The sequence below is a fragment of the Spiroplasma sp. hyd1 genome, assembly GCF_016082235.1.
Classification (GTDB): domain Bacteria; phylum Bacillota_I; class Bacilli_A; order Mycoplasmatales; family Mycoplasmataceae; genus Spiroplasma; species Spiroplasma poulsonii.
In genome coordinates, this window is the sequence record NZ_JXYY01000035.1 from 1 (window position 1) to 14,235 (window position 14,235).

At 29.9% G+C, this 14,235-nt stretch carries 14 protein-coding genes; all 14 read right to left on the reverse strand.

Going from position 1 to position 14,235, the window contains the following annotated elements; all coding sequences use genetic code 4:
* Nucleotides 1–58: 58 nt before the first annotated feature.
* The gene (locus tag TS70_RS04340) at nt 59–283 is read right to left on the reverse strand and encodes a hypothetical protein (RefSeq protein ID WP_127092836.1); all 225 of its coding nucleotides are present in this window, start codon (nt 281–283) and stop codon (nt 59–61) included.
* Between the two features lie 6 nt (nt 284–289).
* A complete protein-coding gene (locus TS70_RS04345) occupies nt 290–556 on the reverse strand; it encodes a hypothetical protein (protein WP_040093551.1) in 267 nt (88 codons plus the stop codon).
* An 87-nt stretch (nt 557–643) separates the two neighbouring features.
* A complete protein-coding gene (greA, locus tag TS70_RS04350; protein ID WP_040093552.1) occupies nt 644–1,114 on the reverse strand; it encodes a transcription elongation factor GreA in 471 nt (156 codons plus the stop codon).
* 88 nt (nt 1,115–1,202) lie between these two features.
* Entirely contained in the window at nt 1,203–1,853 is a 651-nt protein-coding gene (gene udk / locus TS70_RS04355; protein ID WP_040093553.1) for a uridine kinase, read from the reverse strand.
* 74 nt (nt 1,854–1,927) lie between these two features.
* Nucleotides 1,928–2,791, reverse strand: a complete 864-nt coding sequence (locus tag TS70_RS08580; RefSeq protein WP_308699451.1) for an amino acid permease — start codon at nt 2,789–2,791, stop codon at nt 1,928–1,930.
* Between the two features lie 41 nt (nt 2,792–2,832).
* Nucleotides 2,833–3,711 carry an amino acid permease gene (locus TS70_RS08120; protein WP_227991107.1) on the reverse strand — a complete coding sequence of 293 codons (879 nt, stop codon included), beginning with the start codon at nt 3,709–3,711 and terminating at the stop codon, nt 2,833–2,835.
* 299 nt (nt 3,712–4,010) lie between these two features.
* Nucleotides 4,011–4,316: an MMB_0454 family protein gene (locus TS70_RS04365; RefSeq protein WP_198049522.1), complete on the reverse strand. Its 306-nt coding sequence runs from the start codon at nt 4,314–4,316 to the stop codon at nt 4,011–4,013.
* 31 nt (nt 4,317–4,347) lie between these two features.
* A complete protein-coding gene (gene efp / locus TS70_RS04370) occupies nt 4,348–4,905 on the reverse strand; it encodes an elongation factor P (RefSeq protein ID WP_127092951.1) in 558 nt (185 codons plus the stop codon).
* A gap of 166 nt (nt 4,906–5,071) precedes the next feature.
* On the reverse strand, nt 5,072–5,722 hold the full coding sequence (locus TS70_RS04375; RefSeq protein ID WP_198049523.1) for a hypothetical protein: 651 nt from the start codon (nt 5,720–5,722) through the stop codon (nt 5,072–5,074).
* Nucleotide 5,723: 1 nt separating this feature from the next.
* Nucleotides 5,724–7,898 carry an ABC transporter substrate-binding protein gene (locus TS70_RS08585; RefSeq protein WP_198049524.1) on the reverse strand — a complete coding sequence of 725 codons (2,175 nt, stop codon included), beginning with the start codon at nt 7,896–7,898 and terminating at the stop codon, nt 5,724–5,726.
* A gap of 2 nt (nt 7,899–7,900) precedes the next feature.
* Nucleotides 7,901–10,123, reverse strand: a complete 2,223-nt coding sequence (oppF, locus tag TS70_RS08590) for an oligopeptide ABC transporter ATP-binding protein OppF (RefSeq protein ID WP_198049525.1) — start codon at nt 10,121–10,123, stop codon at nt 7,901–7,903.
* 1 nt (nt 10,124) lies between these two features.
* Nucleotides 10,125–11,828, reverse strand: coding sequence for an oligopeptide ABC transporter ATP-binding protein OppD (gene oppD / locus TS70_RS08595; RefSeq protein WP_198049526.1), 1,704 nt, complete (start codon nt 11,826–11,828; stop codon nt 10,125–10,127).
* Between the two features lie 26 nt (nt 11,829–11,854).
* Nucleotides 11,855–12,847 carry an oligopeptide ABC transporter permease OppC gene (gene oppC / locus TS70_RS08600; protein WP_241460319.1) on the reverse strand — a complete coding sequence of 331 codons (993 nt, stop codon included), beginning with the start codon at nt 12,845–12,847 and terminating at the stop codon, nt 11,855–11,857.
* 12 nt (nt 12,848–12,859) lie between these two features.
* On the reverse strand, nt 12,860–14,107 hold the full coding sequence (gene oppB / locus TS70_RS08605) for an oligopeptide ABC transporter permease OppB (RefSeq protein WP_198049527.1): 1,248 nt from the start codon (nt 14,105–14,107) through the stop codon (nt 12,860–12,862).
* Nucleotides 14,108–14,235 lie beyond the last annotated feature (128 nt).

Here is a 14,235-nt window from a genome sequence, read left to right on the forward strand (position 1 = left end):
AAAATTATTTTCTATAATTATTATTAAAAACACAATTATTTTTATTTAATGTTTAACATTAAACATAGAAAATTGCATATTCTTGTGATGAATTTTCCCCTGTTGTTTGCTCATTTGGCTTTGTTATTTTGTTTTGATTTGTTTGTCTTGAATGATGCGCAATTTGATAACTATCTAAACTAATTTTAACAATATCAAAAAAACTAATTAAAGCAAATGCACCAATAAATCAAGCCGCCCCACCCGTAATTTCCTTTTGTTCTTTTATTGTTAATAATTTCATTTTCAGTTAAACAAATAAAATTTGGGAATAATTAGCATAATTTAAATTACTATATTTATCTGATCAAGTTAAATGTGCCCCATTTGTTGTTTTATAACCACCTTCGGTGCGATTCATTTGTTGCGCTGCGAAATAAGTTGAAAAACCAGTTGAAATTAAATTTGTTAATGAGTTACTACAAGCATTAATAATAGCAACAATCCCAGTTAAAAAAACCCCCGACATTTTTCCCCCAGATAGTTGCTTTGTCTGTTCTATTGTTAATTTTGTCACTTTATTTTTCCCCCCTTGTTAATTATTTAACCTTTTCTTTTATAAATTCCTTGAAAAAAAAGTAATTATTTAATTACTTTCTATTATTTATTCAACACTTACAATTTTAACTTTATATGGAACTTGAATTCCTTTAATTTCAACTAAATCGCCCATTTTTTGACCAATAATAGCTTTAGCAATTGGAGATTCATTTGAAATCGTATTTTCAAAGGGATTTGCTTCAACAGCCCCCACAATTTTAATTTCAAAATTTTTGTTAATTAATAAATTAGTAAAAGTAACTTTACTTCCTAATTTAATAATTCCCGTTTTTGATTTTACTTCTTTAATTTCTTTTGCTTTTGTTAACAACGATTCAATTTCTTTAATGCGACCTTCAACTTCCGCTTGACGATTTCGTGCCGCATCATAATCCGCGTTTTCTGATAAGTCCCCTTGTGCACGGGCTTCTTTTAATTCTTCAATAACTTCTGGTCGAATGACGTTAATTAAATTATCTAATTCCTCTTGTAAATCCTTAATTCCCTCTTTGGTCAATAAAATTTCTTCATTCATTTAATATTCCCGTTCCTCTCCATTTTTAATTACAACAATGATTATTATACCTTAAAAAATAAGATAGTTAAGATTTTTTTAACTTTTTTTAGTTTTTATTGCCTTGCTCTGTTAATAGCGTTTTAATTTTAGTGGCAATCATATCAATTGCAATTTCGTTGCCTTCATAATATGGGACAATAATATCAGCATACTTAATACTTGGTTCAACAAAATATTCATACATTGGTTTAACCGTCGTTAAGTATTGACTAACAATACTATCAATTGTTCGCCCTCGTTCATTTAAATCGCGGTTTAAGCGGCGAATAAAACGAATGTCATCTTCGGTTTTAATAAAAATCTTAATATCTGATAATTGGCGAATTTCTTCTAATGCCAACCCTAAAATCCCATCTAAAATAATAACATCACCAGCCATAACGTGATTTGTTGTTTCTGACCGATTATAAACCGTAAAATCATAAATTGGAGTTTCAATTGCTTGGCCTTGTTTTAATAATGTCAAATGTTCTACTAATAAGTCTAAATCAAGCGCATTAGGATGATCAAAGTTAATTTGCTTGCGTTCTGCTAATGTTAAATGATCTAACTTTTTATAGTAATGATCCATTTTTAAGTAAACAATTTTTTTACCTTGCAAGATTTTTGCAATTTTAGTTGCAACTGTCGTCTTCCCACTTGCTGTGCCTCCGGCAATTGTTACTAACTGAACGTTATTTTCCTTTTTTAACTTCATTATGTAAACCCTCCACTGGTGCTCTAATGTTAGTATATCACAAAGAAAAACAACTTAACTGTTGTTAAATTGTTTTATTGATCATGTTCTTCGGCGTCCTCATCAACTTCAAGTTGCTTATATTTGTCAAAAACAAGGTCTAATTCACTAAGCATATGCTTAGCATCATGATAGTTAGCATTCGTTTGATCCCGATATAACGCTTGATTCCGTTTTAAATAATACTTGATTTCGTTACGAATTTCTAATGAAACGTATTTTCAATCATCTGTTATTTCAAATTCAGCATCTAATTTTGCTTGTAATTCGGGACATTCTTTCATCCGACGTAAATATTTTTGACGATAATAAGTAAAATATCAAATTGTAGCAAAACTAACTGAGAATCCAACAAAGGCTAATTCAATTGCTGTTCCAATAATTGCACTTTGATGTTTAGTTCCTGTTGTTGAAACAATATTATCAATTAAACTATAATAATGTCACACAAAAACAAAGCATAAAATAATAAATACAATTGGAAAGGCAATATGTTCTCATAACCGCATTTTAATTTTACGTTGATACCCTAGTTTTAATGTAACGGCAATGACCATCGCATAAATAAAAATTGTAATTGCTGATGACGCTTCTGTTAAAGATGAAATATCAAACGGTTGTTGATATGTCATTGCTTGCGCTGGAGTTGCCATAAACCCAAATTCTTTTGTTAAACTAACTCCTTTAATAATATCGGGAATTGCTAATCAAATAAAAATCATTAAACTAGTAATTACCAAGTTTAAAATCGAAGCACGCGCTGGTAAACCATCTTTGTTTAGTTTTCGTAAACGATCAGGTAAATATCCTTCAGTTGATAATGGTTGTAACGAAGTTCCACCATACAGCGCATTTTGCATTGCAACATTAACCTTTAAGGACAACGCACTAATAATCATAATAATCGGACCACCATATAAAATAAGTTTATTGTTAAACCCTAACTCCATGTCCCCATGTTCATATTTTGAACAAAGTGATTAAAAGCTGCAAAGAAAATAATTGAAATAACAATATAGAAAATGGTACTAATTAACATAATTAAAATAATTCCACGGCCAATATTTTTTTCTGGATTACTAATATTTCTCCCCGCGGTTGAGAATACTTCAAAACCAGCAAAGAAGAAAAAGCAAGAGTTAAAAGCTTTAATAAATCCTGGTAATGAAAATTTAGTATTGTGCCCCCAATAACTTAAATTTTCCCCACCATATTGAACCGCTAAAACTAACCCGGCAAGAATTAAAAAACCAGCGGTAACTCATTTAATAATTCCTGTTCCATTTGCTAATTTTTTATATAATTTAATCCCCCCAAAGATGATTGCTGCAGCTGACATATAAATGGCAATTCCAATAAAATCTAACCATAAATCCCCAAATGAGCCTCAATCAGCAGCATACCACGGAACGGTAACGCTTCCATCAGGATTAACTTGTGAGATTCAATCAGCTCCAAATGAACCACGAATTAACATCATTACTTGAATCGTAATTAAGAATGGTAATGAGACATATTGCATAAAAGCAACAAAAATTCCTCAAAACTTTCCGAAAGTTGTTCGCACATAAATATATGAAGCTCCATTATTGTTTGAATGGTGAACTCGTGCCATTTTAGCAAATGCTCATGCACATATTCCAGCAATTAGTCCTTCCACTGCAAATAACCACACAGTATGAATTCCAATTGAGTTAGATTCTGAAATATTTGCTAAAATAGCAAAATTACCGATAAAACTAATTCCAACAGTATAATTAAAGCCTAATCAAACAAAATCCGCCAAACTAAATTTTTTGTTCTGTTCTTTTTTAAGCATAAAATAGTTTTTTTCTTCCTAGTTAAAAAACAGTGTTAATATTTAATTGATGATATTTACATAAAAATTAAATTATAACATTCAAATTATTTAAATTTTTTCTAAATAATTTATTTATAATTATAACAATCTGAAGTGAAAAAGCAAGCACGAAAAAGAAAAAAACTAGACCTTTTAGGTTCCTGTGAAAAGATTGTTTTACCAAAAAAAAAGAAAATCCAAAGATTTTCATAAATAATGCTATTATTTTGTTAATTTGTTATTTTTTTATTCAGCATTCCATCATTAATTACTTTATGTTAATGACGATAAGCAATACTAATATTTTTTGGTTTAATTTGTAATGAGTAACTTAGTTCCTTCATGATTGCTTCATTAATTTCTTCTGTTAACTCAGTTAATTCTTCTTCACGTAAGATCTTTCCACTAATATAAATATGTAAAATTGAATTATCAATCATACGGCATTCAATTTTATCAATAAAATATTGGTGAGTAATATCACGAATTGCATATAAAATAATTTTTTTAATTGTTAATAAACTCACAATAATACTACCACGGTGATTATTATCAATTGTTAACTCAGTAAAATTATTAGCCATTTTCGATCACCCCTTACATTTATTTTATTTTTTATGCACGGCCAGAATATTTACCATCACTTGTTGAGACCGTAATTAATTCCCCTTCTTTAATAAATAATGGTACTTGTAATTCTAACCCAGTTTCTAAAACTGCCTTTTTCATCGCGCCAGAACTAGCATCACCTTTAACAGCCGCTTCCGCTGTGGTAATTGTTAAATCAACTTTATCTGGTAAAATGATACCCAAAACTTCACCTTCATATTTTGTTACCGAAGCCATTACTCCTTCTTTCAAAAAGTTTTTTTCTCATGTTAATCTACTTGACGGAACTTCTAATTGTTCATAACTTTGGGTATCCATAAAAATAACATTCGCCCCATCATCATATAAATATTGCATTTCAACCTTATCAATCATTGCTTTTTCAACTTTATCACCGCCAGTAAAAGTAATTGATGTTGTCGCGTTGCTACGAAGATTTTTTACTTTTGTCTTAACGTGAGCTTGCCCCCGCCCCGACTTTGAGTGTTGTGCTTCAACTACAGCATAAATATTACCTTCATATTGAAATGTTAATCCCGGACGGAAATCATTTACACTAATCATTTTCTTCTTCCTTTTCTATCTTATCTTTTTTATGATTATAACCTAATTTTAATAATAAATAAAGACACAAAGAAAACTTGTTAAATTTTTTGCGCTTTTTTTGCCTCTTAATGTTTTAAAAAAGAAAAAGGCGCTAATTCTTCTTTTGAACTACACCCCGGTTCTGTTAACTCCAAGTAATAACATTTTTACCAATATAACGTTCTGAATTTTTCGCTGCGATAATTTCAACCTCAGTTGCCGTCTTTTGAATTTCAAAATGACGCGGTGTAAAATAAAAGGTTGGATTTAAAACCGCAAAATATTCCATCATTTCACTAACTAGTAACGTTGCTAAAACCTTTGTTTTATAATTAAACTTAATTGTTTCTAAATCAGCTGGTTGTGTTCGGTACAATGCGATTGCAATAATTTCTGTTGTATCAGCAAAATGAACACTCGTCGCATTTGCCTTAATTTTTACATTAATAAAAGTTGTCTTTTCGCTCCCACTAGGGATTTGCTGTCAAGTTAAATCAGTTCAACTAGTTGGAGTTGTTCCTTGCTGATAATATGTGAACTCCAGTTCATTACTAGCAACTTCACCGCGATATTGATTGGTTTCTAGTGCCTCATAAATTGCATTTTGAAAAATTGGTTCCGTTACAGTGGCAATTGTGTTTTGGTGATCAAAAACAGGAACTAATGCTAATTGGGTTTTAAATAACGCTAAGGAAATTTTACTACGATCACGTGTTGCAAAATTATTACAACTAACAGCTGTTACGGGAGCACTAAATACGGTCAAAGCACTAAACATTGTCAATAGTCTTTTCATTTTAATAATCCTCCCTAAAAGCCGCATAATCAGTTTGAATAATTCCTAATTGTTGTTGATAACGAGCCTCAATAATTTGACGTTCACTAGCAGTTAATAAGTACGGATTTAATTCCATTCCTCAGTGTTTATATTTTGAACTTCCATAACCAACGGTAATTTGTGTTCGAGGGGTAACATATGAAATTCGAATTTGATATGAACCATTGGGAACATAAATTGGAATAAAAATAAAATCAGTATAAATTGAATTAAATTCTGCTTTAGCAAAACCTTTATAACGATTAGTTAATAATTTTGGATCAGTAATATGATCAGCATCAGTAACTTGATTAGTATAATTTTTAAAAACATTATAGAAATTTTCAATTGCCGAAGTTTCTTTTAACCGATTTCAATATGGATTATTCAATTTATTTTCAATATCAGCAAAATCAGGAGCACGATTATTTACTAATTTTAAATCACTAAAAATGCGTGATGTTCCTGAATAATATTGTAAATCACCACCAAGGGAAAAGGTATGTAAATAAGTATATGGGTCAGCATAATCTGGTGATCATCCACTAACCAACAGATCTCAATCAGCTTTTTTCGTACGACTAGTATATTCTGTTGCATCAACAGTAATGTCTGGAATAATTTTAATAACATTATTTTCCGCATTAAACGAATCAATCATATTTAATAAGAAGCGATTACTTGTTAATGTTGATGCCCCATTCATTAAAAAGATAATTTTAACATTTGATGAACCTGTGTTTTGTTGTAACCAAGTTCGAATATCATTCAAAATATCTTTATCGTTTTTTAATAAATCTTCATTCAGATACAAGGCATCACTACCATCTTTTAATAACTGACTGCTTGCTTGCACATCATTGTTTCGAAATTTCGCCGCATATTCTACTTCAACATAGTACGGATAATCAACCTCCGCATTATTAATAAAATCACGAGCAGTATAAACATTTCGTAAAAATTTTGATGTTTGTGAATCATCTAAGGCTTCTGAATAATATTTTACAAACTTACTACGATCTAAATGAGTTGCTAAGTATTTTCGAATTTTATCATATTGTAGTGCCTTGCTCGCATTTAAACTTTTTTGAGCCAAACTACTGTTACTACTTAAAATATTTGCATTAGCATAATTAAGCATTAGCGTATAAGTGGTTGGATCAGGATTAATAATACTTGAGGCCCCACTAAAAACGGGATTGGCAGGATTAGGCCCAACATATTTCCCCCAACCATTGGTATCAGTTGGTTGAACAATAAAGTCATTAACATCCCCCGATTCAAATAATACTCGTTCCCGCGAAACATCATTGTTTGCTAAATAGGTATAATTCAATTTATCAATATAAGTTAATTTAGCATGACGATAGGCAGCATTTTTTCGTAATAAAACTTGCGAGGTTGAACTATATTTTTCAACTAAATATGCCCCCGAATACCAAATATTTTTATAATTTGTCCCATAATTATAACCTTGTAATACTGCTTTTTCTGGCATTGGTGCAAACGCTAAATAAGTCATTAAGGTATCAAAATACTCTGCTGGCTTTGCTAATTTAATTGTAATTTCATCATCTGCCGCGTTAACACTCATTCCTAATTTTGTTCAAATTGGGTTATTATAATAATCCGATTGATATTTACCAGCTTGAAAATACTCTCAAATTTCTTGTGCTCCAGCAATAAAAGTTCGTCAAATCCCAGCGGTTGCTGATAAGTTTTTTGGAAATAACACAAACTTAGCCGTGTTAATCATATCACTTGCTTTAATTTGTCGTTGAAAGGTACCTTGATAATTAAATCATTTTGCTGCTGAAGAAATTTTATATTTTCATTCACTTGCATCAGCATTTGGTTGCCCAACATATTTTGATGTTTTATCGGCTTGCACCGCAAGATCACCAAAACTACGATTATATTTATCGGTTGCCACTAATGTTCCAACTAAGTCCGCTAAAATCTTATTATCCTCTACTTGCATTGTTGTTCCGCTTGATCATGATGTTAACGGATATTTAAACATTGAACGAAAAACATTATCATAATTTAAACGGTTAGCTAATCGCTCTAAACTAATTCCGCACGATACTACCAAGGGCGTCACCGTTGTAATGGTCGTTAAACTTGCAAAAAGCGCTAATTTCTTCTTTAACATCGTTATGCCTCCTTACCTTTTGGGCCAGCAATTTTAGTTTGTGCTGCCACAATTTCGCGGGAATTACCAAATAAATAATGTCCCGTTTTAATTTCAGTAAACTCTGGTAAATCAAATAAATAATCTCAATGTTCTTTCTCTGGTTCATAAATAAAATGAACTTTTTCCTTTTCATAATTTGGGTTCGGTAATGGAATTGCTGATAATAATGCCCGCGTATAAGGATGCAACGGATATGCAAATAATTCTTCGGCAGGTGCTAATTCAACAACCTGACCATGATAAATTACAGCAATTCGATCCGCAATAAAGCGCACAACCGACAAATCATGGGCAACAAAAATATAAGTTAAATTATATTTTTGTTGAAATTTTTTTAATAAATTTAAAACTTGCGCACGAATTGAAACATCTAACGCTGAAATTGGTTCATCGGCAATAATAAATTGTGGTTTCATAATTAAAGCGCGGGCAATCCCAATTCGTTGGCGTTGACCACCTGAAAACTCATGTGAATAACGTGATAAATGTTCTGGTAGTAAACCAACTTCTTTTAAAATATTTAGAATTAAAAAATTCTTCACATTCTTGTCATTAACAGCCTCCAATGTTAGTTGTTTTTCATTTGTACCTAAATTATTATTATAATAATCTAAATATAATTTTCGGGCTTCATCATTTTTATATAACTCGGGAAAATTATTTAACCCTTCGCCAACAATTTCTGCAACAGAAATACGGTCATTTAGTGACGAAGATGGATCTTGAAAAATCATTTGAATCTTTTTCTTTTGGGCACGATTTTCCCGATGCGTTGGTAATTTAAAAAGTGCCGATTCCTTTACAATTTCATCAATTAATGGTAAATCTAATAAATCTAACAACCGATTTGAATCGTTAATTTCAGTTCTTGAATACTTGTATTCCTTGTGAATTCATGAATAATATAATTTAATTGTTTCTTGGTCGCGAAAAACCCCATGTCTTGCTAAGTAAGATAAGTCTCTTAATGTTACTTGTAACTGGTCCTTATCTTTTATCGCCGCTAAAATATCTTTTAATGAATTACTACTACACTCATCAGCAGATAACGCCGCTAATGTTGCTGTAAAATCAGTTGTTGTTAATAAATTACCACTAGCAGTTGGTGAAATTGATGTTTTTAGCAAAGAATTAGCATATTTTTCTTGTAAATTACTAATTGCTTGCGCATTTGCAACTGGCTCTAATTGTAACTTCTTTAACTGTTTAAAATATTCTTTTTCAAAATCTTTTTTAAAGACATTATAACGTTTGTTATAAGCAGAAATATATTTCATTCGTTTTGATATTGGTACAAAAAGAATAAAAGCTTTTCGTTGGTTTTTTGTAATATTTTTAACCTTATCTAATAACTCATTATGAACTGGTAATAATTTTTCTAATTCTGAAAAAGATTGATCATAATATTTTTTTGCTTGCATTAGAACAAAGTTATCTTTTAATTCATTGCGAATTTGTTCTAATTTTAATAAAGTCTTATAAATTCGATGACCCAATAAAATACATCCTTCAATAATGGCAATATTTTCTTGTACCCGCATTGTAATTTCTGCTTCTAACTCTAACGATAAAGTTGGAATTCATTCGTGTAAATTATGAGCAAAACGATAAATCCGTTGGTAATTTTTTAAAATTTCCTTTAATAAAATTAAATTATTTTCATACATTTCTTTTACTAACGCAAAATTATTTTTACTATGATTGAAGTTTAACAAATCAACTTTGTTTAAAGCAACATCACTAGTAATTAAATAACGCTCTGTTCCATATGAAAGTAATTCCTTTGTACTAATCACATAGTTTTTATTTTCAAAATAACGATAATAACTAATTTTTAAATTATTAATATAATTACTTAAGTTTTTATTTAGTAACATATTATTATTTTTTAAAAGGCGAAATTGTTCATTAATATGTAAATTAATTTTATATAATTGTGGTGGTTTTCCACGTAGTACCCGACGGTCCATATAAACAGTTCCATCTTTAATTGCTTGCACTCCCGCAATGGCACGACCAATTGTTGTTTTACCACTACCAGATTCTCCCACGATACTAAAAATTTCTCCCCGATAAATATCAAAATTTGCTCTTTTAACCGCATTTACTTTTTTATTTTTTTGGCGAAATTGAATTAACAAATCGCGAACCATAATAAATTGTTCTTGTTCGTTCTTGTTCATCTTATTCACCTACCTTTGCATCATTTTCAAGTTTTGCCAACTGTCGTAATTGTTTTGGTTTTTCCACTTTTGCTGCACGTGGATCTAATAATCATGTTTTCGCATAATGTGTTTCGGTTACTTTAAACATTGGTGGTTCTAACAAATAATCAATTTTCATTGCATATTGATTTCGAGGAGCAAACGGATCCCCATAAACTTTAGCATATAATGATGGTGGTGAACCAGGAATTGAATAAAGTTCTTCACCTTTTTCACCAAATTGTGGTAACGAAGATAATAATGCTCATGTATATGGATGTTTTGGGTTAAAAAAGATTTCATTAACTGTTCCATATTCAATAATTTGACCAGCATACATTACAGCTACTCGATCCGCAATATTTGCAACAACTCCTAAGTCGTGAGTAATAAAAATAATTGTAAATTTGTATTCTTTTTGCAATTCTTTAATTAAATCTAAAATTTGAGCTTGAATTGTTACATCCAAAGCGGTTGTTGGTTCATCACAAATTAATACTTTTGGTTGACAAGCTAACGCAATTGCAATAACCACCCGTTGGCGCATTCCGCCAGAATACATCCCAGGAATATCATGATAACGTTTTTTTGCCTTTGGAATTCCAACTTTTTCTAATAATTCAATTGCCATTTTTTTTGCTGCTGAACGAGAAAACTTACGATGTTTTCGTAATACTTCTGAAATTTGAAATCCAACGGATAATAATGGATTCAATGATGTCATGGGATCTTGAAAAATCGTTGCAATTGTTTGTCCACGTAGTTTACTAATTTGTTTTGCTGCTTTTAGTTTATTAATAAAACCAAAATTTTTAATTAAATTTCATTCTTCTCACAAATTATTAAAATCACGAACATTTAATGTCTCTTTTTTCAACATTAAAAGATTCATTTTATTAATCCGATAACGAACTCCATCAGTAAAAGTTTTTTTATTAAAATAAGTTGTAATCTTTTTAAATTCTTCAACGGTTGGAACGATTTGTTCATCAAAATATTTTTTTAAAAACAACATATTTTTATTTAATAAATGCTTTTCTGGTCATGTTAATTTTTTTATCTTACTAATTTCATTAGTATAATCAATAATTTGGTTTTGTAATAATTCAATGTTTTTTGCTTTAAGATTATCATCTAATAACATTGCTTCGTTTTTTTCCATTTTTTTAATTAAAGTACTAACTTTTACTAACTTATTATTTAGGCGATTTGAATGCGTAAAACTAATTTGTTTTTTTAATTCTTGTTCTTTTGCCTTTAATTGGGTAATTTCTGCTTTAACTGGTTCTAATTGTAAACTATTAATTATCTTAATTTTTTGTTCTGTTTTTGTAATTAATTTTTTATTATATTTCATAATACTTTTTCGTAAACTACTATCTAATAAAATTTTATGGAAATCAACTAAGTGCACTGGTTTTTTAAAGTACGCTAGCTCATCCGCTAAAATATTAGTTGATGGTGAATAAACAATTGAGCCATTACTAATTCACCCATTATTTTCTAACATATTTGTAAAAGTTTTTGTCATTACTGACTTTCCGCTCCCTGATTCACCAACAATCGCTAATGTTTCACCATCATAAATATCAAATGAAATATTCCGAATTGCTGTTAAAACATTCGACCTCGTTTTAAACTTTATAACTAATTTTTTAATTGAAATTACAATTTCTTTCCTCATAACACGATGTCTCCTTTAATACTTTTTTATTTATAATGGTTTTTTGGATCTAGGGAATCAGCAAATACTTTCCCAAATAGGAAAAATAAAACAGATGTTCCGGCAATGAAACAAACGGGAATAATTAATAAATGTGGAAAATCTTGTCATTTACTTGACCCTAACACTTCATTTAAAATAAATCCTAATGTTGTATTTTCTCGTCCTTGAATAAAGCCAAAATTAAAGTAATTTAAAGTTGAATCAATTGCAATCGCCATTGGTACGGCAAATGATGCAGTTTGAATAATTAATGGCAAAATACGAGGCATAATATTTTTTGTAACAATTTTTGGTCCTGATGTTCCTAACATTTTTGACGCAAGATTGTATTCTGTATTACGAACTAGAATAATTTGAACACGAATAACTTCCGCTAAAGTAATCCAACTCGTCAAGGATACAGCAAAGATAATTACAATCATCGATTTCCCTAAAGCAAAGATAATAATTAATCATAAAATTAAAGTTGGTACCAAATTTAAAAATCTAGTAATTTCAATAAATAAAATATCAAATTTTTTATAAAATCCTCAAATTGAACCAATAATAACTCCTAATAAAATTTGAATTACGGCAATAATTAAAGTAAATAATAATGTAGTCCGCATTCCAATCCAAATTTTATCTCAATAATTTTCCCCATTCATTCCTAATCCAAATAAATAAGTTGCATTTGGTGCTAACGGTTGTTGATAATTCGGAATTGGTAAATTAGCTGGTAATGGATTAGCAACTTTTTCAATTGGAACAATTGCGGTTAATAACACAATTGCAACTAATAATAGTAAACAAATAATAAATGTTTTTTTAGCAATTAAAATTCTCCCGACAACTTTTCAATAACTATATGATTTTGTTGAAATTCGTTCATTTTCTTCGATTTGAGGACCGACAATTTCAAATAAACTTGGATCTAAATTATCAACATCATAGTTTTGAAAATCAAATAACTCTTCATCTGTAATTCTTTTCATCATCTTGTTCCTCCTTTATTTTGTTAATTTAACACGGGGGTCTAAGACCGCCATAATAATATCTGCTAATAAACTAGTAATAATTCCAGAAGTTGCTGTTAAGAGAATATATCCCATTACAACAAAAGAGTCTTTATTTCCAACTCCAGAAACAATAAATTTACTCATCCCCGGAATTGATCAGTTTTGTTCGGCAAAAATACTGGCCCCAAAAATAGTTGTGACAAAAGCAGTTGGCAATAATCGAAAAATTTGAATTCCAGCATTACGGAAAATATGAATATAAAAAATGTAACGATTAGTCATCCCTTTTGATAAGGCAAAATTAGTATAGTCAGCGGTCATTTCATCAATAACATACCGTCTTGTGTTAATCACAATTGGCGGGGTAATCATTAGAAAAATCGCAAAAACTGGCCAAAACTTAGTATAAAAGGTTCCAGAACTAAATAACCCATGAGCATAAAAAGCATTAATTGAAATCAAATAAACGCCCACCACTAAAACAACGGGAGGAATTGCTAAAAAGATAATTGAAGCGGCATTAATCGTATTATCAACACTACGTTCTTTATTTTTAGCAGAAATAATTCCTAGGGGAACACCAATTAAATAAGCTAATAACACAGCAACTGAACCAAAAGCAAATGAATACGGAATTGCTTTGGCAAAAATTTCTGATACTAATTCCCCTGGTTGGGCAACAGCTGTTGAAAAAACAACCCCTAAATAAAAGAATGTTGTAATTTTATCTCCAACTAATTGTCCCGTTACGGGATCAAAAGCACTGTTAACAATAATTGTCTTTTTAAAAAACGGTATAATATTATATAAATATGTCCCTAATTGGGTTCAAATTGAACCATATACACCAAAGATTTTCATTCTTTGTTCTAATAAATTATTATATTCTGGTGTTCCAGGAAGAATATTTAATTTATTAATATCAATATCAGAAATATAAATATCATCTGATGTTACTAATCGTAATAAAATAAAAATAACACAAATTGCTAATAATAATGTAATTATGGCAAAAAAGATTCGTTTTAACGAATAACCTAATAATGGAAAACGATCAAAAAATTCACGACGATGATGATTAAAGATACTAGTTCGATATTTCATCTCCGCCAGTCATGATGTTCGTTTATCTGCTGCCCCTTGATAATCTAACTCAACATTATTAAACTTTTGGTCATACTCTTTTGCAACTAAAATATTGTTTTCGGAAATATTTTTCCTCTTGTTAATCCCTTTCATATATTTTTTCCCCTCCTTATATTAAGGAAAAATAAAATGTCCCTTTTTTAAATTTTTAATAAAATAATGTGCTTGATACAAAATATAATTTTATATTATGTTATTATATTTTACTTTTGTAAAAAATA